This window comes from Neobacillus rhizosphaerae, assembly GCF_937468385.1.
GTDB lineage: Bacteria > Bacillota > Bacilli > Bacillales > Cytobacillaceae > Neobacillus > Neobacillus rhizosphaerae.
This window is the reverse complement of the sequence record NZ_CALBWS010000007.1, coordinates 75,960-97,338: the sequence shown is the minus strand read 5'-3', so window position 1 is coordinate 97,338 and position 21,379 is coordinate 75,960. Positions and strand designations below refer to the sequence as shown.

At 39.6% G+C, this 21,379-nt stretch carries 20 protein-coding genes; 12 read left to right on the top strand and 8 right to left on the bottom strand.

Annotation, left to right across the window (positions count from 1 at the left end; genetic code table 11):
* The first annotated feature begins 212 nt into the window (after positions 1-212).
* The 7 genes from M5A78_RS08070 to M5A78_RS08040 all read left to right on the top strand — a co-directional run bounded on the left by M5A78_RS08070 (position 213) and on the right by M5A78_RS08040 (position 7,240).
* A complete protein-coding gene (locus M5A78_RS08070; protein WP_248734773.1) occupies positions 213-1,274 on the top strand; it encodes a serine hydrolase domain-containing protein in 1,062 nt (353 codons plus the stop codon).
* Between the two features lie 110 nt (positions 1,275-1,384).
* A complete protein-coding gene (nadE, locus tag M5A78_RS08065) occupies positions 1,385-2,206 on the top strand; it encodes an ammonia-dependent NAD(+) synthetase (RefSeq protein WP_248734772.1) in 822 nt (273 codons plus the stop codon).
* Between the two features lie 213 nt (positions 2,207-2,419).
* Entirely contained in the window at positions 2,420-3,244 is an 825-nt protein-coding gene (locus tag M5A78_RS08060) for an amino acid ABC transporter substrate-binding protein (RefSeq protein ID WP_319942265.1), read from the top strand.
* A complete protein-coding gene (locus M5A78_RS08055) occupies positions 3,231-3,929 on the top strand; it encodes an amino acid ABC transporter permease (RefSeq protein ID WP_248734771.1) in 699 nt (232 codons plus the stop codon). The genes M5A78_RS08060 and M5A78_RS08055 overlap by 14 nt, the downstream gene beginning before the upstream one ends.
* A gap of 53 nt (positions 3,930-3,982) precedes the next feature.
* A complete protein-coding gene (locus M5A78_RS08050) occupies positions 3,983-4,717 on the top strand; it encodes an amino acid ABC transporter ATP-binding protein (RefSeq protein WP_248734770.1) in 735 nt (244 codons plus the stop codon).
* Positions 4,718-5,158: 441 nt separating this feature from the next.
* Entirely contained in the window at positions 5,159-5,704 is a 546-nt protein-coding gene (locus M5A78_RS08045; RefSeq protein ID WP_248734769.1) for an NfeD family protein, read from the top strand.
* Positions 5,705-5,719: 15 nt separating this feature from the next.
* Positions 5,720-7,240 carry a flotillin family protein gene (locus M5A78_RS08040; protein WP_248734768.1) on the top strand — a complete coding sequence of 507 codons (1,521 nt, stop codon included), beginning with the start codon at positions 5,720-5,722 and terminating at the stop codon, positions 7,238-7,240.
* Positions 7,241-7,284: 44 nt separating this feature from the next.
* Here M5A78_RS08040 and M5A78_RS08035 read toward each other — a convergent pair whose 3' ends face one another.
* The gene (locus M5A78_RS08035) at positions 7,285-8,646 is read right to left on the bottom strand and encodes a sensor histidine kinase (protein WP_248734767.1); all 1,362 of its coding nucleotides are present in this window, start codon (positions 8,644-8,646) and stop codon (positions 7,285-7,287) included.
* A 433-nt stretch (positions 8,647-9,079) separates the two neighbouring features.
* Here M5A78_RS08035 and M5A78_RS08030 point away from each other — a divergent pair, with 433 nt between their 5' ends.
* Entirely contained in the window at positions 9,080-9,790 is a 711-nt protein-coding gene (locus tag M5A78_RS08030) for a response regulator transcription factor (RefSeq protein WP_248734766.1), read from the top strand.
* Entirely contained in the window at positions 9,768-11,141 is a 1,374-nt protein-coding gene (locus tag M5A78_RS08025) for an ATP-binding protein (protein ID WP_248734765.1), read from the top strand. The genes M5A78_RS08030 and M5A78_RS08025 overlap by 23 nt, the downstream gene beginning before the upstream one ends.
* Before the next feature lie 107 nt (positions 11,142-11,248).
* On the opposite strand, the gene M5A78_RS08020 is transcribed toward M5A78_RS08025, so the two are convergent.
* The 5 genes from M5A78_RS08020 to M5A78_RS08000 form a co-directional block, all read right to left on the bottom strand.
* Positions 11,249-12,010, bottom strand: a complete 762-nt coding sequence (locus M5A78_RS08020) for a (S)-benzoin forming benzil reductase (protein ID WP_248734764.1) — start codon at positions 12,008-12,010, stop codon at positions 11,249-11,251.
* A 302-nt stretch (positions 12,011-12,312) separates the two neighbouring features.
* The gene (locus M5A78_RS08015; RefSeq protein ID WP_248734763.1) at positions 12,313-13,056 is read right to left on the bottom strand and encodes an ABC transporter ATP-binding protein; all 744 of its coding nucleotides are present in this window, start codon (positions 13,054-13,056) and stop codon (positions 12,313-12,315) included.
* A complete protein-coding gene (locus M5A78_RS08010; RefSeq protein ID WP_248734762.1) occupies positions 13,053-13,751 on the bottom strand; it encodes an ABC transporter permease in 699 nt (232 codons plus the stop codon). Before M5A78_RS08010 ends, M5A78_RS08015 begins: the two co-directional genes overlap by 4 nt.
* Before the next feature lie 87 nt (positions 13,752-13,838).
* On the bottom strand, positions 13,839-14,705 hold the full coding sequence (locus M5A78_RS08005; protein WP_248734761.1) for a substrate-binding domain-containing protein: 867 nt from the start codon (positions 14,703-14,705) through the stop codon (positions 13,839-13,841).
* Entirely contained in the window at positions 14,699-15,637 is a 939-nt protein-coding gene (locus M5A78_RS08000) for a substrate-binding domain-containing protein (RefSeq protein ID WP_248734760.1), read from the bottom strand. The genes M5A78_RS08005 and M5A78_RS08000 overlap by 7 nt, the downstream gene beginning before the upstream one ends.
* A 293-nt stretch (positions 15,638-15,930) precedes the next feature.
* Here M5A78_RS08000 and M5A78_RS07995 point away from each other — a divergent pair, with 293 nt between their 5' ends.
* Positions 15,931-16,593 carry an FMN-dependent NADH-azoreductase gene (locus M5A78_RS07995; protein WP_248734759.1) on the top strand — a complete coding sequence of 221 codons (663 nt, stop codon included), beginning with the start codon at positions 15,931-15,933 and terminating at the stop codon, positions 16,591-16,593.
* A gap of 146 nt (positions 16,594-16,739) precedes the next feature.
* Here M5A78_RS07995 and M5A78_RS07990 read toward each other — a convergent pair whose 3' ends face one another.
* A complete protein-coding gene (locus M5A78_RS07990; protein ID WP_248734758.1) occupies positions 16,740-17,522 on the bottom strand; it encodes an undecaprenyl-diphosphate phosphatase in 783 nt (260 codons plus the stop codon).
* Positions 17,523-17,889: 367 nt separating this feature from the next.
* Between M5A78_RS07990 and M5A78_RS07985 the strand changes: the two genes are divergently transcribed.
* Both M5A78_RS07985 and M5A78_RS07980 read left to right on the top strand, forming a co-directional pair.
* Complete coding sequence (locus M5A78_RS07985; protein WP_248734757.1) at positions 17,890-18,651, top strand: DUF4931 domain-containing protein; 762 nt, start codon at positions 17,890-17,892, stop codon at positions 18,649-18,651.
* A gap of 119 nt (positions 18,652-18,770) precedes the next feature.
* Entirely contained in the window at positions 18,771-19,940 is a 1,170-nt protein-coding gene (locus M5A78_RS07980) for an FtsW/RodA/SpoVE family cell cycle protein (RefSeq protein WP_248734756.1), read from the top strand.
* 255 nt (positions 19,941-20,195) lie between these two features.
* Here the strand turns inward: M5A78_RS07980 and M5A78_RS07975 are convergent, their stop codons facing one another.
* Positions 20,196-21,164, bottom strand: coding sequence for an ABC transporter substrate-binding protein (locus tag M5A78_RS07975; protein ID WP_248734755.1), 969 nt, complete (start codon positions 21,162-21,164; stop codon positions 20,196-20,198).
* Positions 21,165-21,379: the final 215 nt, after the last annotated feature.

Genomic DNA, 21,379 nt, shown 5'->3' with positions numbered 1-21,379 from the left:
CAACAATCTGTTACTCATTTGTGGTTCATATTAAAAATATAATCAAACTTGATACAGTGATAAATCTCCATTATTAATGATATCATAACTAGTTTACCGGAAAATAAAACGAAAATTCTCTTTGAAGCAACGAAGATGGAGTAAATCACTGTTTATTCATCCATAATAAACCCATGAATCGCCAAATGGAATAGAGGAAGATGGGATTAGCTGTGAAATATAAAATATTATTGTGGTTTACTTCTATTTTCATCGGTACGGCAGGCTGCCAAAACCATGTACATTTACTACAACCCAACCATGATGTTTCCGCTTATTATGAAAATAAACAGGAGGAAACAAATTTTCAACGAAAGATAAGAGCCTATTTAAATTCAAACCATATTAATGGCAGTGTAGCTATTGTAAAGGAGAAGGAAATAATTTTTCATGAGGGTGTGGGATTTGCAGATTTTAACCAACGAATCGAAAATCAACCAGGAACCGCCCATCCTATTGCATCCATTACGAAGTTGATCGTCGCTGCTAGTATTATGCAGCTTCAGGATAAACGGAAATTAACGATTCAAGATTCTGTTGCAACTTATATTCCAGACTTTCCAAATGGGAAGAAGATAAAAATCATCCATTTATTAAACCACACGTCTGGAATCCAAGCACCCCTTTGGCAGACAGGAAACAAGAAACCAGTAGAAATAGTGCAGAAGTTGGCTACAAAAACGATTAGATTTCCAGCGGGGACACAATGGAATTATAATGACATCAATTATTTGGTCCTAGGGTTTATTGTCGAAAAGGTTTCGGGGGTACCACTGCATGAATATATTCAAAAGAATATATTTAATAAGGCCTCGATGCGACATTCGGGTTTTATTACCGAGGAGCAAGCGGACTCACATTATTCAACAGGCTATCTAAAGATCGGAAATCAATTGATTCCGGCTATGCAATTGAAGACTGATGTGCTTTTTGGGTGTGGCGATATTTATGCTACTGTCCTTGATTTGTGCTCTTTCGATCAGGCGTTAATGAATGGAAAACTTGTTTCCCAAGATAGTTTAAAGGAAATGCTGACTCCAGGGCCAAAGTCAAAGTATGGTTTAGGCCTCTATGTGGCAAATGACAAAGTTTATAGCCGTGGTATCGTAGGCGGCTGGGAATCATTTCATGTCTATTTTAAAAATAAAACCACCATGGCGATTCTCTTGAATGTTCGTGACAAAAGAGTAAATATCCATCAGGTTTCGAAGGATCTTTATAAGATGATTATGTGATACTTCAGTCAGAGGTCATCCTACCCGTTAATACGTGATAAATTTTAGTGAATGACAGACATTTATGATACAGTACAGATATCAATGATTATAGTTGGGAGGCCCATGGGATGAGTTTACAAGTACAGATTATGAAAGAATTACATGTCACACCAAACATCAACCCGAAAGAGGAAATCCGTAAGCGGATTGACTTTTTGAAAAATTATTTGTTGAAAACAAAGGCAAAGGGGTATGTGTTAGGAATCAGCGGTGGTCAGGATTCCACTCTCGCCGGACGGTTGGTGCAGCTTGCTGTTGAGGAGCTGAGGAGTGAGGGAAACGAGGCTTTGTTTATTGCCGTTCGTCTTCCCTATGGAGTTCAACAGGATGAGGAAGATGCCAAAAGAGCTTTGGACTTTATCCGTGCTGACCGGGAATTGGTTTTTAATATCAAGGCAGCTGTTGATGAAGTACAAATGGAATATAATTCAAGCATCCAGGTCGACAGTTTAAGCGATTATCAAAAAGGAAATGTGAAGGCTAGAATGAGAATGATCGCCCAATATGCCGTCGGTGGCATGGAAGGGCTGCTTGTGGTCGGTACAGATCATGCAGCAGAAGCAGTTACAGGATTTTATACAAAGTATGGTGACGGAGGGGCAGATCTCCTTCCATTAACAGGCCTGACCAAAAGGCAGGGGAAAGCCTTGTTAAAGGTGCTTGGTGCAGAGGAATCTCTCTATTTAAAGGTGCCGACTGCAGACCTGCTCGACCATAAACCAGGCCAGGCCGATGAAACCGAATTGGGTATTACCTATGATGAACTGGACGATTATCTTGAAGGAATGTCTGTTTCCCAAGAGGTCTCCGAGAAAATTGAAAAGCGGTATCTCATCACCGAACATAAACGTCAGCTTCCCGCAACGCTGTTTGATAAATGGTGGAAATAATGTTGGAACGTGGAGGAATTGCCAAGCCAGGGAAAAAGCGTAGAATCCAACAATATTAAACATTATCTGCTGAACCTATCAGGATACTCTGATAGGTTTTTATTTATATAAATGGGTAAAATAATTTTAATTCTATTTTCTTTGACAGAAAAGAAGGGATGTAATATGATTATTAAATCCAAGAAAATCAATAGGAATTAGGAGGTTTAAAGAGTGAAAAAATTATCTGTCATGTTTGCACTTTTATTGAGCTTTATGTTAATTCTTTCAGCTTGTGGCACTAGCGGTGACAAAGCCACTAACGATAACAAGAAATCCGTAACCAATCAGTCTGCAGATTTATTGAAAACTGTAAAAGCCGATGGAAAGATATTAATTGGAACAGAAGGTACATATGCTCCGTTTACATTCCATGATGCCAGCGGAAAACTAACTGGCTTTGATGTCGAGATTGCCGAAGAGGTTGCGAAGCGTTTAGGGGTGAAAGCTGAATTCAAGGAAACGCAATGGGATTCTTTGTTTGCCGGACTTGATGCGAATCGTTTTGATATGATTGCTAACCAGGTGGGAATTCGTCCAGACCGACAAGAAAAGTACGATTTCTCTGATCCATATATCACTTCAGCAGGCGTCCTTATCACACTTAAGGACAACGATAAAGTAAAAGCATTTGAAGACATCAAAGGCTTAAAATCCGCTCAATCACTGACAAGTAATTATGCTGATATGGCAAAAAAGTATGGCGCTAATCTTGTTGGTGTAGACGGATTTACCCAAGCAGTCGATCTGATCACTACTAAGCGTGTTGATGTAACAATCAACGATAAAATTGCCTTTTTAGATTACAAAAAGCACAAGCCAGATGCCCCAGTTAAGATTGTGGCAACAGAAGCTGATGCTTCACACAGTGGCTTTATGTTTAGAAAAAACAGTGCGACCCTTGTGGATGCTGTTAACAAAGCGTTAAAAGATATGATTGATGATGGTACCTACAAAAAAATCTCTGAGAAATGGTTTGGTGAAGATGTACTTAAATAGTATTTTTGCTGACCCGGAAAGAACAGCTAGATTAGTTGATATTGCCAAAACTTCCCTCCAGCCGCTGCTGGAGGGGGCTGTTATGAATACAATTCCATTATCGATTATTTCGTTTATTATTGGCTTGATTTTAGCTGTCCTGACAGCAATCGCCAGGATTTCGCAGGTGAAATTCTTTCAAATCATCGCTAGAATCTATGTATCAGCTATTCGTGGAACGCCATTATTAGTGCAGTTATTTATCATTTTTTATGGGCTTCCGAATATCGGCCTTACCATTGATCCATTTATTTCTGCTGTGATTGGTTTTTCCCTAAGCGTTGGAGCGTATGCCTCCGAAATTATCAGGGCTGCGATTCTTTCCATCCCGAAAGGACAATGGGAAGCGGGCTACTCGATTGGAATGTCTTATACCCAAGCGTTAAAAAGAATCATCCTACCGCAAGCTGCACGAGTGTCGCTTCCGCCATTATCTAATTCATTTATTAGTCTTGTTAAAGATACCTCCCTTGCATCCGTCGTCCTGGTAACAGAAATGTTTCGCCGCGCCCAGGAAATTACGGCAGCAAACTATGAATTTTTGTTGGTCTATTCCGAAGCGGCACTCATTTATTGGGTCATTTGCTTTTTCCTATCCGTGATTCAAGGGTTTTTGGAAAAAAGGCTGGAACGTTATGTGTCTTAATAGCCCAACAAGATGGGTTATGCCCCGTTAATATGGGAAAAAGGAGTTATTCAATGATTTCAATAAAAGGTTTATATAAACAATTTGGCCAATTAGAGGTATTAAAAGGAATTGACCTTCAGGTTGAAAAAGGGAATGTTGTTGTTGTCATTGGTCCATCCGGATCTGGAAAGACCACGATGCTCCGCTGTTTGAATGTACTGGAAACGCCTACGAAAGGTGTCATTCTAATTGAAGGTCAAAGCCTGGATTTTTCTAAAGCCGTCCCGAAGAGGTCCGTCGCATCATTTCGCCGTTTGACCGGAATGGTTTTTCAAAACTATAATCTTTTTCCTCATAAAACTGCCATTGAGAACGTCATGGAAGGACCGGTGATCGTGAAAGGTGTAGATAAAGAGGTCGCTCGGAAAAGAGCTAAAGTGTTGCTGGAAAAAGTTGGCCTTGGAGACAAAGTGTCTTACTATCCTGCCCAGCTTTCAGGCGGGCAGCAGCAGCGTGTCGGGATTGCCAGGGCGCTAGCGATGGAACCAGAGGTCATGTTGTTTGACGAGCCGACGTCAGCCCTCGACCCCGAGCTTGTTGGCGAGGTATTAAAAGTAATGAAGGACCTCGCTCAAGAAGGGATGACGATGATTGTAGTTACCCATGAGATGCGCTTTGCCCGCGAAGTAGCAGATGAAGTCATATTCATGGACGGTGGCGTCATCGTCGAAAGAAATAAACCTGAAGAGATTTTTACTAATCCAATAGAGGAACGAACTAGAAAGTTTTTGAATATGATTCAGTAAGGTGTTGTAGCTCAAAAGCTATGGCACTTTTTTTGTTGAAGGGAAATAAGAAGTTAGCCCGTTGAAGAAAGGGTATTCCATTGACCGAAAAAGGAAAAAAGGAGCCCGAGCGGTAAAAGGAATAGTGTTCCATTGACCGAAAAAAGAAAAAAGAAGCTCGAGGGGTAAAAGGAATAGCGTTCCATTGACCATAAAAGACAAAAATGGCATCTCGACTAGCATTTCTCGAAATTTGTCGAAGATTGTTAGGTGTTCTTAATTGGAAGAAAATGATAAAATATATCTAGAAAGTGAAACCTATTTCATTTTTATCCGTATAATCTAACATACATAACACAGAGGAAGGGAAGGATGCATCATGCTTGAATTTTACTGAAATCTTAAACCCACAATTCACTTTCCTTTTTATGTGACAATAATCAAAAATAAGGATTGATGCGCATGGAACCTTTTAGCATTCCTTTAGAAACGATTTATTTGTACGGGTTAATCATTTCGGGTGTTTTAACCGTTTTGTATGTGTTGTTCGCCGATGTCTTTCATTTTCATGGAGCCGGAGACGGAGGATTGCATTTTCTAAACCCAGTCTTAATTTTTGCCTTCGTGACCGTCATGTCTGCAAGCGGCTTCCTATTTGAAAGACTATCATCACTGCATTATTTACTCATTTTGGGCATCTCGGCAGGTGCTGCTTTTATTCTAGTAACCTTATTAAATGTTTTTGTTCTCGTACCGTTATCGTCTGCAGAGGAATCCCTTGTCTATAAAGAATCAGATTTGCAAGGCCGGGTTGGGACCGTGATCACGGCGATACCAGCCAATGGTTTTGGCGAAGTGATGATTGATAGTACGAGTGGCAGAATTGCCAAACCAGCTTCAAGCTTTGATGGTGATGAGATTCCAAATGGCGCAGATGTACTCGTGGTTCAGGTGAAAAATGGCGTACTGGAAGTAACGGTCCACCATCAATTAGAGAGTTTTATCTAGAGGGGGTAATAAGAAATGGATTTTAACATTATTTGGATCATTATCGGGATTGTTGTACTTATTCTAATTGTTTTAATCGGCGTCTTTGTCACCAAGTACAGAACGGCCGGACCGGACGAGGCACTGATTGTAACGGGAAGTTTTCTTGGTAACGGCAGTGTCCATGTAGATGAATCTGGAAATAAAATCAAAATCATCCGCGGCGGCGGTAGCTTTATTTTACCGGTATTCCAACAGGCTAAGCCGCTAAGCTTGCTATCTAGTAAACTAGAAGTTACCACACCTGAAGTTTACACGGAGCAGGGTGTACCCGTCATGGCTGATGGTGTCGCAATTATTAAAATTGGCAGCTCGATTAGTGAAATTGCGACAGCTGCTGAACAATTTCTTGGAAAGCCAAAAGAAGATCGTGAGAGTGAAGCAAGAGAAGTTCTTGAGGGTCATTTACGATCGATTCTTGGCTCGATGACTGTTGAAGAAATTTATAAAAATCGTGATAAATTTTCTCAAGAGGTTCAAAGGGTTGCCTCACAAGATCTTGCGAAAATGGGCTTGGTAATTGTATCCTTTACGATTAAAGATGTTCGTGACAAAAATGGTTACCTTGATTCACTTGGTAAACCTCGAATTGCTCAAGTTAGAAGAGATGCCGATATTGCCACTGCTGAGGCAGAAAAAGAAACGCGGATCAAAAAGGCCGAGGCTGCAAAAGAAGCGAAGCGTTCAGAATTAGAAAGGGCAACAGAAATTGCCGAAGCGGAGAAAGTCAATCAGTTGAAAGTCGCTGAGTTCCGCCGTGAACAGGATATCGCAAAAGCAAAAGCTGACCAAGCCTACGATCTTGAAAGTGCCCGTTCGAAGCAGGATGTAATGGAACAAGAAATGCAAATCAAGATTATTGAAAGACAAAAACAAATTGAATTAGAAGAAAAAGAAATTCTTCGTCGTGAACGCCAATACGATTCTGAAGTGAAGAAAAAAGCCGATGCTGACCGTTATTCCGTTGAGCAATCCGCGGCTGCCAACAAGGCAAGGGAAATGGCTGAAGCGGAAGCTAATAAGTACCGGATTGAAGCTATGGCAAAGGCGGAAGCAGAGCGAATTCGCCTCGATGGTCTTGCAAAAGCGGAAGCACAAAAGGCACAGGGTTCATCAGAAGCAGAAATTATTCGCTTAAAAGGTTTGGCAGAAGCAGAAGCGAAGGAAAAAATCGCTGAAGCGTTCGAGCAATTTGGTCAAGCGGCTATCTTGGACATGGTTATCAAAATGCTTCCTGAATATGCGAAGCAAGTGGCAGCCCCATTATCCAATATTGATAAAATCACCGTTGTCGATACGGGCGGCGGTTCTGGAGAAAATGGCGGTGCTAATAAGATTACCAGTTATGCAACTAATCTAATGGCCAGCCTTCAAGAATCATTAAAGGCTTCAAGTGGTCTTGATGTGAAAGAGCTAATCGAAAACTACTCTGGTAAATCTAACGTAAGAAGAAGCATTGAGGAACTAACAGAAGAGGTTAAAAAGAAAGACGAATAAGCACATAAAAATCCTTATCGGCATACGATAAGGATTTTTTTACGTTATAAAACAATCTCAAAGGTTGTTCCAGCATATTTGCTACTGGTTACTGCAACCGTCCCTCCATGTGACTCAACCAATTGTTTTACAATTGCCAGTCCCAGTCCTGTACCTCCAAGTGAACGTGCTCGGGATTTATCGACACGGTAAAACCGCTCAAAAATCCGTGGTAGATCTTCTTCGGGAATGCCCCGCCCTTGGTCGATCACTTTAATGTGCGTTTTTCCACTTTCTTCACTAACAATGAGGCTTATTTTTGTAAACGGCTCCGAATATTTACGCGCATTATCGAGCAGATTGAGGATTACCTGCTCAAACCGGATAGGGTCTATTTGTGCATAGAGACCGGCCGAGCACTCAAGAAAAAGCTCCAAATGATGTTCTTTCAGTGCCGGTGAAACCTTTTCAACAATTGACTGGAAATAGGGCTGTAAATGAACTTCTTCTTTTTCAATCGAAAAAGTATTTTCATCCATTTTGGCAAGATTGAATAATTCCTTCACGAGTTTTGAAAGTTTGACAGATTCTTCAAAAATAATCCCTAAATAAGTATCCTTGTCCGCATCGCTTGTATCCTGGCGCCGAGCAATGTCTGCATAACCCTTTATATAAGTTAGCGGTGTCCGAAGCTCGTGGGAAATGCTTGCTAGGAACTCATTCCGTTCATTTTTTAAAATATCTAAATCACTTGCGAGCACCCTAATCGATTCACCAAGTCCACCTATTTCGTCCTTTCCGAGTTTCGGTAAGGACACAGACAGCTCGCCTTTACTGATTCGTTTCGTTGCTTCACTTATCTGAATGAGCGGGTGGGTAACAACCCTTGTCAAAAAAGTAATGATAATCATCATAAATAATAGCGAAAGCACACCCGCAAGCAGAAAATGCTGGTTAAGTTCGGAAATCAAATTCTTGATTTTTAACGTATTTTGAAACATGTAGATATAGCCGTTAACCTTGTTGTCTATTACTACAGGGCTGATCGATGAGATATAAGTGGCTTTTTTCCAGTCATCCTCTAAGATTAAGCCTGCATGCGGTACATTCTTTGGCGTTGATTTCATGATCTTTTTCATTTCATCTGTAACCTTATTAGACGACATATAAATCGTTCCATTTGGGTTTGTGAGAATGACCTGCGAATCCGTCCGTGCTTCCATCATGGCAATATGCTTAATTGTTTCTTCATGAAAGGAAACCTGGAGAACCTCGCGGTGGTTATTTCCCCGAGTCTGAAGAGCGGACAACTCGTCATGAACACGGGAATGAATAATATTATTATGCAAAAAAAACATCGAAATAGATTCTAATAGAAAGATAGCAACAAAGAAAAGTAGGCCAATTTTAAAAGAAATTTTATTCATTGATTTCAGCACCTCACTATTTAGAATACTACATGTTTAGTTGTGAGGAATCCTTATTTTGTAGCCATTTTTTAAAAAATAAAAAAAAATGGAAGTTAGCACTCTAGTCGCTGAGCTTGTGCTGGCCAATTTTCTAAGTTCAATTTTATTAATTCCTAAAAAAAAAGTGGGCGCCCCGCCGAACGGGACACCCTTACTATATAAAAAAGAGAGGTTAAATTTGGGATGAGAATTATGGTTGATAACCATGTACTTCATCAAAGAGTTGATAGCTTTACCCTTGGGGGTCCTTTAAGCTTTCTCCTCTATCCTAACTACAGTTATATCTTATCGAGAAAGATTGAAGATGTTATGAAGAAGTTGTGGTGAATTTGTGAAGTTACAAAAATCACAGACCCAAGATGATATAGTAAAGATATGGGGAGTGATAATAATGAAAATATTATTAGTTGACGATGAACGTAGAATAATAGAAGTTCTCGAAGCTTACCTTGAGAGAGAAGGCTATGAAATTCATAGCGCCGATAATGGAATTGACGCCTTGAAAAAGGCTAAAACAATAAATCCTGACCTCATTATCTTAGACTTAATGCTTCCTGATATTTCTGGTGAAGAGGTTTGCCGCTTAGTGAGAAAAGAGTCAGATGTTCCTATAATTATGCTGACCGCAAAATCAGCTGAGGATGATCGCATCAACGGAATTGTTATGGGAGCAGATGACTATTTATCCAAGCCATTCAGCCCCCGGGAAGTGGTCGTTCGTGTTCAAGCAATTTTAAGACGAGTGAAAAAGTCTGAAAAGGTTGAACGTCTTGAATTCAATGGAAGAAAACTAGCGATTGATCTAATCAAAAAGGAAGTAACTGTAAACGGAGATTCCGTTACCTTGACTCCGATTGAATATAAACTATTAACCAATATGGCAGTGAATCCCGGCCGCGTATACAGCCGGATGGATTTATTAGAGAAAATTCAGGACGAAGGCATGTTTTATGAAGGCTACGAACGCAGTGTTGATACACATATCAAAAACCTTCGAAAAAAGATCGAATCAGATTCACGGCAGCCGGACTTTATCGTGACCGTTTTTGGGATGGGCTATAAATTTGGAGGGGTACTAGATGCTGCAAACGCTTCGGTCTAAGATTCTATTTTATTTAGTGCTTATCTCGATGATTGGGATATTAATCGTCAGCTTTTTTATCCAATATGGCTTTGAAGAGAGTTTTAATAGCTATTTGGACCGCAACCGCGAAAAAAAGATTGATCGAGTGATTACGGAAATTGAAAAGGATTATAAAAAAAATGGCCATTTTACCACCGATCCGGTGTCTGGGTTGCTCCACGAGCATGCGATGACTGATCAGCTTTATTTTCAATTGTATGATCGGTTTGGTCAATTGCAAATGGATTCTTCCAACATTCGCGGAATGTTAAATAGCTTAGGGTTAACGGAACCGGCACCAATCGGAGAAGAGTGGCACTCTAGAACTTATACGATAAAAGTCAATAATGCGATTATCGGAAAGCTCGTGGCTCTCTACCCGAAAGGCTTAATTGACGATGAATACACATTTATTCAAACAATCCAATTGTACATCTATGCGGCGGTATGCTTGACGATTGTACTCGCCATTATATTTAGTATGCTTTTTTCAAAAAAATTAACATTTGGTTTGAAAAAGCTTTCCTTTGCGGCAGGTGAGCTGCAGCAGCATAACCTTGATATTCGGATTCCGTTGTCGGGCCTGCCTACCGAGGTAAAGCAGATTGCTATCTCCTTCAATAACTTGGCGGAGTCACTTGCGAAGGAAGAAATGCTTCGGAAACAATTTACTGGTGATCTTGCCCATGAACTGAGGACACCACTTGCCACATTAAGAAGTCAAATCGAAGCCTTTCAGGACGGGATTTGGGAGCCGACCCCGCAGCGCCTGCAGACGAGTCATGAAGAGCTAATGCGCTTAGTAAGGCTCGTCAATGAATTAGAAAAACTACTTGCAGCGGAAAATCCGCAAATTAGACTGGAAAAAATTGAGCTAGAAGCAGGAAGTGTGCTGGCAGCTTTATGGGAAATTTTTATGCCATTGTTTAAGGAAAAGGGGGTCGGGCTTTATATTGAAGAACCGCAGCAGGAGGAAATGTTTGAGGCGGACAAGGACCGCTTAATGCAAATCCTGTCAAACGTCTTAAATAATGCGCTGAAATATACGCCGGAAGGAAAAAATGTCACGATTTCGGTACAAACAGAAATGGAGGGCTATGTCGGCTTTAAGATTCAAGATGAAGGTTCAGGAATGAATGAGGACGATATCCCGCATATCTTCGAACGCTTCTACCGCGGTGACAAATCACGCGACCGCAAAACAGGTGGCGTTGGCATTGGACTCTCGATTGTAAAGGCGTTGATGGATGCCCATAAAGGAGTCATCAAGGTGAAAAGCAGGTTGAATAAGGGGACAAGTATTACCTTATGGTTTCCGCAGGAGGACTAGCAAAAGGATGGATCGCAATCCTATTTTTCATAGGGGAGTAACAAAGAGGATAGGAAGGGTTTTACAGAAATGGGGTGCCAATCATCTTGATAGGCGCCCCATTTCTCTCACTCTCCTACTAATTCCTTAACATTATAAACTTTGCCACTTTCAACATTACCGCTAATAACTAAGTCTACTAGTGCATTAGCCACCACATCTGCCTGCAACAACATATTATTTTCCTTAAATTCTTTAAACCTTTCTAGTTCCTTAAACGCATTCTTTGATGAAGACCTAATTGTTTCCTGCATATTTGTATCCATAATGCCGGGGCTAAAGGCAATAATTTTATTATCCGTTTTCATTTCCGCTTGCTCTAATGCGGCCGTTTGTGTGAACATATTTAACCCAGCCTTTGAGCTGCAATACACACTCCAGCCTTCAATCGAGCGGATTGCTGCACCTGAGGTTACATTAATAACTTGGACCTTTGTGTTGGTCAACTGTGCTTTACTAAAAAATAAATTAGTGATGAGGATTGGTGCAATTAAATTTACTTGAATGTTTCGAATGGTTGGAGTTTGATCTAAATTGCCAACCGTTTGGATTGGTTCAATCACACCTGCGTTATTAAATAGAAGAATTTCCTTTGGATCCTTTTGAAAAAGACAGTGAGCTATATCCATAAATACTTCCTGGACCTCTTTTTCTAATGAAAGATTACAGGAAAAATGGTTATAGTACAGGCCTTTTTCTAATGCCATCCTTTTGATTTCTTCATTTTCTGTCCGGGATACGGAAACAATCGCAATTTGTTCATGGATGAGTCGTTTCGCAATGGCTTCACCTAAACCTTTTGATGCACCGGTAATAATTGCATACTTCATGAAAATCCCCCTACGAGCCAGTATAATGATCAAAATATATATCTTATCACCTATTTTATTCTTCAAGGAAATTTTAATCAATTCATAAAAAAACTACCATGAGTTTCAACTCCCAACCCATGCATGGAAATGAATGGATGATGAGTTGTACACCAACATAATTAAGGCGGTGTGAACAGAGATTAGCTTCACGCCTCCAAAATAGTAATGAATTTGTTTACTCAGACTAGATATACTGATACATTATTGCGGCGCTCCGCCCCTTATCCACAAAAAAAGAGCAGCTCCGAAAGGAACTGCCTTCAACGTGCAAGGGGATAGAATTTCTTCCACTCATTTAGGAAGGATGAAGTGGAAGAATTAGGATGTTCTAGGACCCGAGGGGTGGGTCCGGATTGTTTTACTTCACCATTCACGATAATCGCAAGTCGATTCGTGAGGTAATTAATCTCCATTAAATCATGGCTGACATACACAGCCGTGGTTTGGGCCGTTTCAATAATGCCCTTGAAATCTTCCATTAATTTAATTTTAGTCGGAAAGTCTAAAGCTGAAAATGGTTCATCGAGAAAAAGGATTTCTGGCTCAACAATCATTGCCCGCGCTAAGTTGACTCGTTGAGCCTCACCGCCGGATAAGTAAAGCGCATTTTTTTTCGCCAAATGGCTGATTCCAAACAGCTCCATCCAATACTCCACTTTTTCATTAATGACAGCTTTTGAAATCTTTCTTAAGGTTAAGCCAATCGCGATATTGTGAAACACAGTTCCATCTAACAGTAAGGATTGCTGCAGGGCAATTGAAAACTTCCTCCGTAACTCAATCGGTGCATTCCCGATAGGAATGACCTGCCCAAGGTAGAGGATTTCACCACTCGTTTGCTGCTCTAGAAACGATACCACCTTAAGTAGAGTGCTTTTGCCGGCACCGTTAGGTCCCATAATTCCGAGAAATTCTCCAGCGTTGATCTGGAATTCAGGAATATCAAGAATCGTTTTATTTTGGGCTTTAAAAGTGATATTCTTCAGCTGAATTAACGGGTTCATGATATTCGCTTCCTTTGCTGTAAAAATGTTAACGCAGCCGTAATTAACAGGGCAACGGATAATAAAATAAACGAAAGGGCTAAGGCAATGTCAAAGTTTCCTTTTGAAACTTCCATCACAATCGTCGTTGTTAAGATGCGGGTGTCACCCAGAATATTTCCGCCGACCATCATCGCGGCCCCAACCTCGGCAATGACCCTGCCAAAGCCAGCCATAATTGCAGCCAAAATCGCAATTTTTAATTGCTTAATTAGGATTATAAATGTCTGAAACTTTGTTGCTCCAAGTGCTTTAATTTGCAGGAGCATTTTATCGCTGATTTGCTGAAATGCCGTGCAGGTTAGGCTTGTGACGATTGGCAGGCTTACTAAAATTTGGGCCATCACAATCGCTGTCGGCGAATAGAGCAAGGAAAGGTCACCTAACGGACCGGAGCGCCATAACAGCATCGTAATCCAAAGCCCGGCAACAACAGGCGGCAAGCCCATACCGATATTAATAAATAATAATAGTATTCTGCGACCCTTAAATCTAGTTAAACCAAGAAAAATTCCAAACGGCAATCCTATTAGAGTACTAATCAGAATGGAAATAAGACAGACTTTAAGTGTTAGCCAGGTAATTGCATAAACTTCCTGATCACCGGAAAGAATCATTTCTATCGCTTTTTTTAGTCCATCAATGAGCAGTTCCATCAATAATGCCTCCAGGATTCCCTTAAGAAGTATGGATAGGAAGGAGGACTCAGCTATAGAGAATGGGTCCCCTTTCCTTGTCAAAAATTATTCAGTGTACTTATAGAATAATGATTGACCGTATTCTTTCTTACCAAAGCTTTCAATTACATCTTGAGTTTTGCTATTTACCATAAATTCTACAAATTTTTCGGCATCTTTGCTATTAATCTTGTCATGTTTTTCAGGATTTACTTGCATAACATGATAGATATTCATTAAATCTTTGCCGCCTTCAACTACGATTTGTAGAGTGTCTAAATTTTTCTCTTGTGCCAGCCATGTAGCACGGTCTGTTAACACATAACCTTTTTTCTCAGCTGCAACCTGCAATGTTTGCCCCATTCCTTGTCCAGTTGATACATACCAATCACCGGCAGGCTTGATGTTATCAGCCGTCCAAATACCAAGTTCTTTTTTATGTGTACCAGAGTCGTCACCGCGGGAAACAAAAGTAGCTTTGCTGTCTGCCAATTTTTTGAACGCTGCTTTAATGTCATCGCCGCTGACACCTGCTGGATTATCCTTCGGTCCAACTAAAATAAAGTCATTATACATTACACGTTTGTAGTTAATCGCATCGCCTGCATCGACAACCGCTTTTTCAGATGCTGGAGCATGAACAAGAAGGACATCTGCTTCCCCTTTTGTTCCCATTTCTAATGCTTGTCCTGTGCCTACTGCAATCGTTTTTACTTTTACATTATTTTCTTTTTCAAACATCGGGATTAGCACATCCAGCAAGCCGCTGTCCTGTGTACTTGTCGTTGTGGCAAGGATCATTTCCGTTGGGGCTGCTTTAGGTGCTGGCTTTTTCTCTTTTGCCACTGCGTCTTTTGTCTCTGTGTTCCCACATGCTGATAATATTAGTAGCATAAAAGCAAATAGGACTGCAAAATAGCGTTTTCTTAACATGTTGTTTCCTCCGTTTTACTAGTTTGATAGGTGATTTTTCCTAATTCTGAAATGGAATATCCCTCCAAATCAGTTAAGCTATTTTTAAAGTTGTTCGACTGTAAGTAGTGGATCAACTTTGTTAAGCTTTGCTTGTTTTCATCGGTAAAACGAAAAACAAGGTCAAAATTTTCTTTGGCCACTGGAATGAAATCAAGTCCTAAGTGGCTGGCAGCAGACTGAATCCCAAAGGTAACATCAGCCATGCCTCTGCTTATGTAGGAAGCTGCTGACAAATGGTTCCATTCTTCGCTTCCGTAACCGTTAATTTTACTCGGATCAATTCCATAGCTTAAAAGCTTTGAGTCGAGTAAGAATCTTGTGCCCGCCCCCTTTTGGCGGTTAATAAATTGAACATCTTTCCTAGTAAGATCATGAAAGTCTTCGATTTTTTTCGGATTGCCTTTGGCAACGATAAAACCTTGTTCTCTTGCGGCCAATCTTAGTACCAAAATCGATTCGTAAACAAAAAGCTGATGGATAAAAGGCAGATTATATTCTTGTGATGTTGGATCTAATAGATGAATGGCGGCGATATCGCATTGACCGCGGTACAGCATCATTAAACCTTCTAAACTCCCGATGTAGGAAGGCTGGATTTGTAGATTTAATGTATTTGTCGCTTGTTTTATGAAATGCTCAACAAGAAAGTCATGGCTGCCTGATAGTCGAATCGATAGAGACGGAATAATAGGAATTGGTTCAGACAAATGTTTCTTTGCTGGAGCTTTTGTGTTTTCCTTATATCTTTCAAGCTCTGCGTGCTCAATCCGCATTTTATTGCCAATTTTAAAGGCCTGCAACTCACCTCTTTTTATCAGCTCATAAACAGTATGTTTTGAGATTTGAAAAAGTTGCGCCACTTCATCGGGTGTATAAGCCTTTTCTTCCATAAGTAAGTAAACCTCCTTTTTTCCAATTTTAAAATGAATATGTTAAAGAGCAAGTGACTTTTGTTAAGTTTCGTTAAGTTTCATTATGTTTTGTTTAGAAATGTCACCAATTGTTCAAAAAATCTTGGATATGGAACCTTATTAACGGAGGAGTATTTTAAAAAAAGAATCATCGATTGTATGAAATTCACAATTTTTTCATAAATTTTACTCATTGTTCAATGGTGAGCAAGGAAGTTTGTTGTAATATAATAGGAGAGGAAAAAAATTGTGATTAAAGGGAAGGGATGTACATGTCAAAGCTTATTTATATAACGGTCAATCCAAAACCTGATAAGAAACTTTCAAGAGGAATGCAGATCGGGGAAGTATTTTTAGAAGAGTTCAAAAAAGAACAACCGGATGTTGAAATTGAGCACATGCACTTATATGATATGGATATCCCGGAAATCGATATGGACCTATTATACGCTCGGGCAAAATTATCCTTTATGGGTTATACAAAAGAGCAGCTTTCTGAAGCAGAGCGAACAAAGCTTGAAAAAATGCATGCGCTAGCTGACCGCTTTATCGCTGCTGATTACTATGTATTTGTCACACCAATATGGAATCTTGGAGCACCAGCTATTTTAAAATCCTTTATGGATTGCCTATTTATTGCCGAAAAGACCTTTACGAACACAGAAAGTGGTCCAAAAGGACTTCTTACCGGCAGGAAGGCCATCCATATTCAAACACGTGGCGGCATTTATTCCACTGGTCCAATGGTTGAATTCGAATCCGGTGATCGTTATTTAAGAAAAGCACTTGAGTTTCTTGGCTTTGACCTTTTGGATACTGTTTTTGCCGAAGGAATGGATCATTTTCCAAAAATGGTGCCAGAAATCATGGAAAAGGCGAAAGAAAAAGCAGCAGAAGCAGCAAGAGAAATGGCGAAAGAAATTGTTACTGCATAATATAAAGCGACTCGATCTCTCGGGTCGCTTTTTTCATCTAAATACTACTCCTATTTGCGAAAAATCATTTTAGTTGCGAATTAGAGTAATTGATTTGCAAAAAGCGCACTCTTAATTGCATTTCAGTTTTCCCATAACAGTACTCGCTAAAATTTACCTGTAAATTGGAAAAACAATACGAGTAATCCTAATGCCCACACATAAATCGCAAATGGTTTTAATGAATGCTTTCTTAAGTAACCAATCATCCACTTCACCGCAATATAGCCAAAAATGGCTGACGAGACGATTCCAACAAGTAAGGCAGATAAGGATATTTCTTCTCCAGCTCCCCCCAATAAATCCTTCGTTTGCAGAACAATCGCTCCCGCAATTGCTGGTGTGGATAACAGAAATGAAAAGTAGGCAGCCGTTTCTCGGTCTAATTTTCGCCATAGGGCAGCTACGATTGTCATCCCAGAACGAGAAATCGCTGGCATAATTGCCACCGCTTGAAACGTACCGATGATCAATGCATCCTTATAGCTAATATCGTCCATTTTCTTAAAGCCATTTTTCACGGAATCGGCGAGCCAGAGGAATAACCCTGTAATTAAAAACTCCCAGCCAATCGTAACCCCCGTCTTCGAAATTTCTTCAATATAATCTTTAAAAGCCAGTCCAAAAATGACCGCAGGGATCGTCCCGACGATTAATAATAAGGTTAATTTACTAAATGGATTTTTGATAATTTTAATAAATTCATCCTTATAAAAAACAAGGACAGCCAACAATGTGCCGACATGAAGCATTGTATCTAGCAAAAGCCCTGCTTCCTGAAGGCCAAATAAGTTTCTTCCTAAAAAAAGATGTCCTGTACTTGAGATTGGCAAAAATTCCGTTAACCCTTGAATAATACCGAGAATAAGTGCTTCTAATTTTGTTAACATAGTTTCCCTCTCATTCCTAAATTACTCACAAGCCTGTACATTAAACATATGCCAAAATTACCGTTATCATGAAATTATTCTTTATTTTAGGATTAATTTACCAGAATGGTCAATGAAAATATCAGTAACAAAACAAAATAAGTGCAAAAGCTCTGTGATCTCCCATAAAATAGAAATATAGTATATATTGAAAAGGGGCGGAGCGCCGCAAAAATGAATCATTATATTGAATTTGAGTGAAAAATATACATTTTTTTACTTTGAATAAGTGCACACCGCCTTTATGGGCAGGGATCGTTCTCTGAATCATTTTCCATAGTATATGGTGGCGTGGAACGCCGTATCAGTTTTGAGAGGGGGAACTAGTTTGGAAAATAAATATCTACATTTTAATACTTCCATTGGTGTCAAGAAGCCAGAAAATATTCACAACAAGGACCAAGCCTGCCCTTTTTGTTTTAGGGAACAGCTTACCGACCTCATCGCAGTGGATGGCTCAATTATTCTTTTGAAAAATAAATATCCAGTTTTGGAGAATGCCTATCAAACGGTTTTAATAGAAACGGATGATTGCCATGCTGAATTATCGACTTACACGAAAGCACATTTACATAAATTAATCAGGTTCGGGATTAAGCATTGGCTTGATATGGAGGAAACCGGTGATTATCAATCGGTGATTTTTTTCAAAAATCATGGTCCGTTGTCAGGTGGGACGCTTGCCCATCCGCACATGCAGATTATTGGCTTACATGATATTGATTATAAAGAAAAGGTAAGCCAAGAAATGTTTGAAGGAATGGTAATCGACGAGTCGACAGAGGCCCGATTTACACTTTCGACTAAGCCTCGTGTTGGTTTTTATGAGTTTAATATCGAGATGGGAGATTCAAGTTATCAGGAACTGTTTTCGGAGTATCTGCAAACAGCTGTTCATTATATCCTGAATCATTTTCCATTCAAGGCTACAAGTTATAATGTATTTTTTCATCATTTTAATAGGAAGATTTACGCAAAAGTCGTCCCGCGGTTTGTGACGACCCCGTTATATATTGGATACGGTCTTCCACAGGTGCCGAATAACTTGGATTGGATGGCTAGTGAAGTGAAGCGAATTTATTTTAGCTGAAAAAAATTCACTTCAGTGTTTGTAAATAAAACCATTCACAGTTTAGAAGTTGTGATTTATCCTAATTAAAAATATAATGAATGAATGTACTAGTTCTTTTTTAAGGTGGAGACTCAAAATTGACTTCAAATAAAAACACAACTTCTAAACTGGATTATAGTCTTGTTCTTATACTATTACTTTTGTTTTTGGCCAGCTGTGCAGCAATTTATAGTGCGCAATCAAGCGGGCAATACGATAGAAACTTTTTAGTTATGCAAATTGCATGGTATGTCGTCGGCTGCATAATCATTGGCGTTGTTATGACCTTAGATTCTGATCAGTTACGAAAGCTTACCTGGTATGCGTATGGGTTTGGGATTGTTCTTCTTATCCTCTTAATCCTTGCACCGGAATCGATTGCTCCAAGAATTAATGGCTCAAAAAACTGGTTTCAAATACGTGGGATAGGTACTATCCAGCCATCCGAGTTTGTCAAAGTATTCATGATATTAGCCCTGGCATGGGTCATAGAAAATCATCATCTTAAAAATGTCGTAAAAACGATTCAATCTGACTTATGGCTGTTAATTAAGATGGGAATGGTAACAATGCTTCCGTTATTGCTCATCATCAAGGAGGACTTGGGAACAGGGCTTGTCTTTTTAGCCATTTTATTAGGGATGATCTTTATTTCGGGTATTACCTGGAAATTACTTGTGCCCATTTTTTCAGTTGGTATTGTTCTTGTTGGTACGATTTTTTATTTTGTTTTATGGAATCCAGCCGTTCTTGAAAAGTATCTCGGGGTGCAGCAATATCAATTCGGCCGGATATATTCATGGCTTGATCCTTATAATTATCAAAGTTCGACCGGCTATCAGCTGACAAAATCTATGCTAGCGATCGGCTCAGGACAGACAAGCGGAAAAGGACTTGGAAACCGCGAAGTCTATTTGCCTGAAAGTCAAACGGATTTTATTTTTAGTGTTGTTGGCGAGGAATATGGTTTTATTGGAGCCAGTGTGTTAATCAGTTTGTTTTTCTTGCTGATTTACCATATTACAAAGGTTGGAATGGAAACAAAGAATAATTTTTACACCTATATATGTGTCGGTGTCATCAGTATGATTACCTTCCACGTTTTTCAAAATATCGGGATGACGATTGGCGTCTTGCCGATAACCGGTATTCCGCTGCCATTTATCAGCTACGGCGGAAGTGCATTAATGGGGAATATGATGGCGCTTGGCCTGATTTTTTCAATCCGCTACCATTATAAAAAATATATGTTTTCGACAACGGCATAAATTTACAAAAAGAGCGGCTCAGGCTTGCTCTTTTTTTATTGGTTGGAAAAGGGTTTTGGCGGAAATGTTGAGGAAGTTGGCGGAATCGAAAATCGGCGGAATAAAATGTCGGTTTGGCGGAATTCCAGCTCAAATCGGCGGAATCCCAGCTGAATTAAGCTCAATCCCCTTTATAAATTCACCCGATAAATAAAAACTGGCCAAACTAACAACAAGGACCGCCCAACAAGTAAAGGCGGTCCCACAACTCTATTCTTATTTTTTCAAAAAGATTTTTTCAATATCATCCAGCATGAGGTTGGCTGCAAGCACGCCACCAGCTGTATTCCAAATTGTATCATTAACCTTGTGGACTTCACCTTTCTTAGCTACTTCCAGGTTCTTGAATAGAGGGTCTGCAATCCATTCCTTTTCCAATTCAGAACTTTTTCCATCCCCAGTTTCGTATGTGAAATAGAAGAGGATATCACCATCCATGGCAGGAATCCGTTCTTTCGTAACGTTTCTTTCTGCAAAATCATCCACATTTTGACTTTCTGGACGAGCGAAGCCAAGATCATTTAAAATGACTCCTGAGAAAGTATCCTTATGATAGATACGAACCTCTCCAGCCATAAAACGAACCATAGAAACCTTCATATTTTTTTTGTCGCCAAGTTTTTCTTTGATGTTAGCAATGCGAGATTCATAGGTTTGTAATACTTCATTACCTTTTTCTTCTTTATTAAGGGCTTTTGCATATAATTTGAAGTTCTCTTTCCAGTCACCACGAAGTGTTTCCGCAAACACTGTCGGAGCAATTGCACTTAATTGGTCATAAATTTTTTCTTGACGCATTTTATTGCCAATAATGAGATCTGGCTTTAGTGCAGCAATGGCTTCCACGTTTACTTCACTTTCGACACCGACTACTTTTACGTCCTTCATTTTATCAGCAATGTGATCATACCATGGGTTTCCAGTGAATGATTGAACGGCACCAACAGGAGTTACGCCCATCGCTAGAAGGGCTTCAGTTCCTTCGTTTGTTAAGATAACAACCCTTTTTGGGGTTCCTTTAATCTTAGTGGTGCCCATTGCGTGTTCAACTGTGTATGTTTTTTCATCCGTTGTTTTTGGATCATTTTTCTTTTCTGTTGTCTTCTCTTCAGCTCCACCGCAAGCAGCCAATAATATAATTGCCATGACAGAGAAAAGGGATAGGAATGTTTTTATAGCTTTCATGTAGTATGTATCCTCCTTAATGGTTGCAAATGATAATCATTTTCAATGACAGTCTTATCATAAAATGAATGAAGGGAGGATGTCAACTGTTAATTGAAAATGATTTTCATAATCATTTACAAAAATGTGAACAGCATTCTAATGTAATTGAAAATGACTCTCATATTCATTGACAATCATTATCAATTAGAGATAGACTGAAATTAATACTACTA

What these genes read in the sequence shown, in the direction of transcription:
- M5A78_RS08020 (WP_248734764.1), bottom strand. Translation starts at nt 12,010, where the DNA reads ATGAAGTATGCAATTATTACCGGTGCATCAAAAGGTTTAGGTGAAGCC.
- M5A78_RS07990 (WP_248734758.1), bottom strand. Translation starts at nt 17,522, where the DNA reads ATGTTAACAAAATTAGAAGCACTTATTCTCGGTATTATTCAAGGGTTA.
- M5A78_RS08045 (WP_248734769.1), top strand. Translation starts at nt 5,159, where the DNA reads ATGGAACCTTTTAGCATTCCTTTAGAAACGATTTATTTGTACGGGTTA.
- M5A78_RS08055 (WP_248734771.1), top strand. Translation starts at nt 3,231, where the DNA reads ATGTACTTAAATAGTATTTTTGCTGACCCGGAAAGAACAGCTAGATTA.
- nadE (WP_248734772.1), top strand. Translation starts at nt 1,385, where the DNA reads ATGAGTTTACAAGTACAGATTATGAAAGAATTACATGTCACACCAAAC.
- M5A78_RS08035 (WP_248734767.1), bottom strand. Translation starts at nt 8,646, where the DNA reads ATGAATAAAATTTCTTTTAAAATTGGCCTACTTTTCTTTGTTGCTATC.
- M5A78_RS08005 (WP_248734761.1), bottom strand. Translation starts at nt 14,705, where the DNA reads ATGTTAAGAAAACGCTATTTTGCAGTCCTATTTGCTTTTATGCTACTA.
- M5A78_RS07975 (WP_248734755.1), bottom strand. Translation starts at nt 21,164, where the DNA reads ATGAAAGCTATAAAAACATTCCTATCCCTTTTCTCTGTCATGGCAATT.
- M5A78_RS08015 (WP_248734763.1), bottom strand. Translation starts at nt 13,056, where the DNA reads ATGAACCCGTTAATTCAGCTGAAGAATATCACTTTTAAAGCCCAAAAT.
- M5A78_RS08000 (WP_248734760.1), bottom strand. Translation starts at nt 15,637, where the DNA reads ATGGAAGAAAAGGCTTATACACCCGATGAAGTGGCGCAACTTTTTCAA.
- M5A78_RS08030 (WP_248734766.1), top strand. Translation starts at nt 9,080, where the DNA reads ATGAAAATATTATTAGTTGACGATGAACGTAGAATAATAGAAGTTCTC.
- M5A78_RS08040 (WP_248734768.1), top strand. Translation starts at nt 5,720, where the DNA reads ATGGATTTTAACATTATTTGGATCATTATCGGGATTGTTGTACTTATT.
- M5A78_RS08010 (WP_248734762.1), bottom strand. Translation starts at nt 13,751, where the DNA reads ATGGAACTGCTCATTGATGGACTAAAAAAAGCGATAGAAATGATTCTT.
- M5A78_RS07995 (WP_248734759.1), top strand. Translation starts at nt 15,931, where the DNA reads ATGTCAAAGCTTATTTATATAACGGTCAATCCAAAACCTGATAAGAAA.
- M5A78_RS08025 (WP_248734765.1), top strand. Translation starts at nt 9,768, where the DNA reads ATGCTGCAAACGCTTCGGTCTAAGATTCTATTTTATTTAGTGCTTATC.
- M5A78_RS08050 (WP_248734770.1), top strand. Translation starts at nt 3,983, where the DNA reads ATGATTTCAATAAAAGGTTTATATAAACAATTTGGCCAATTAGAGGTA.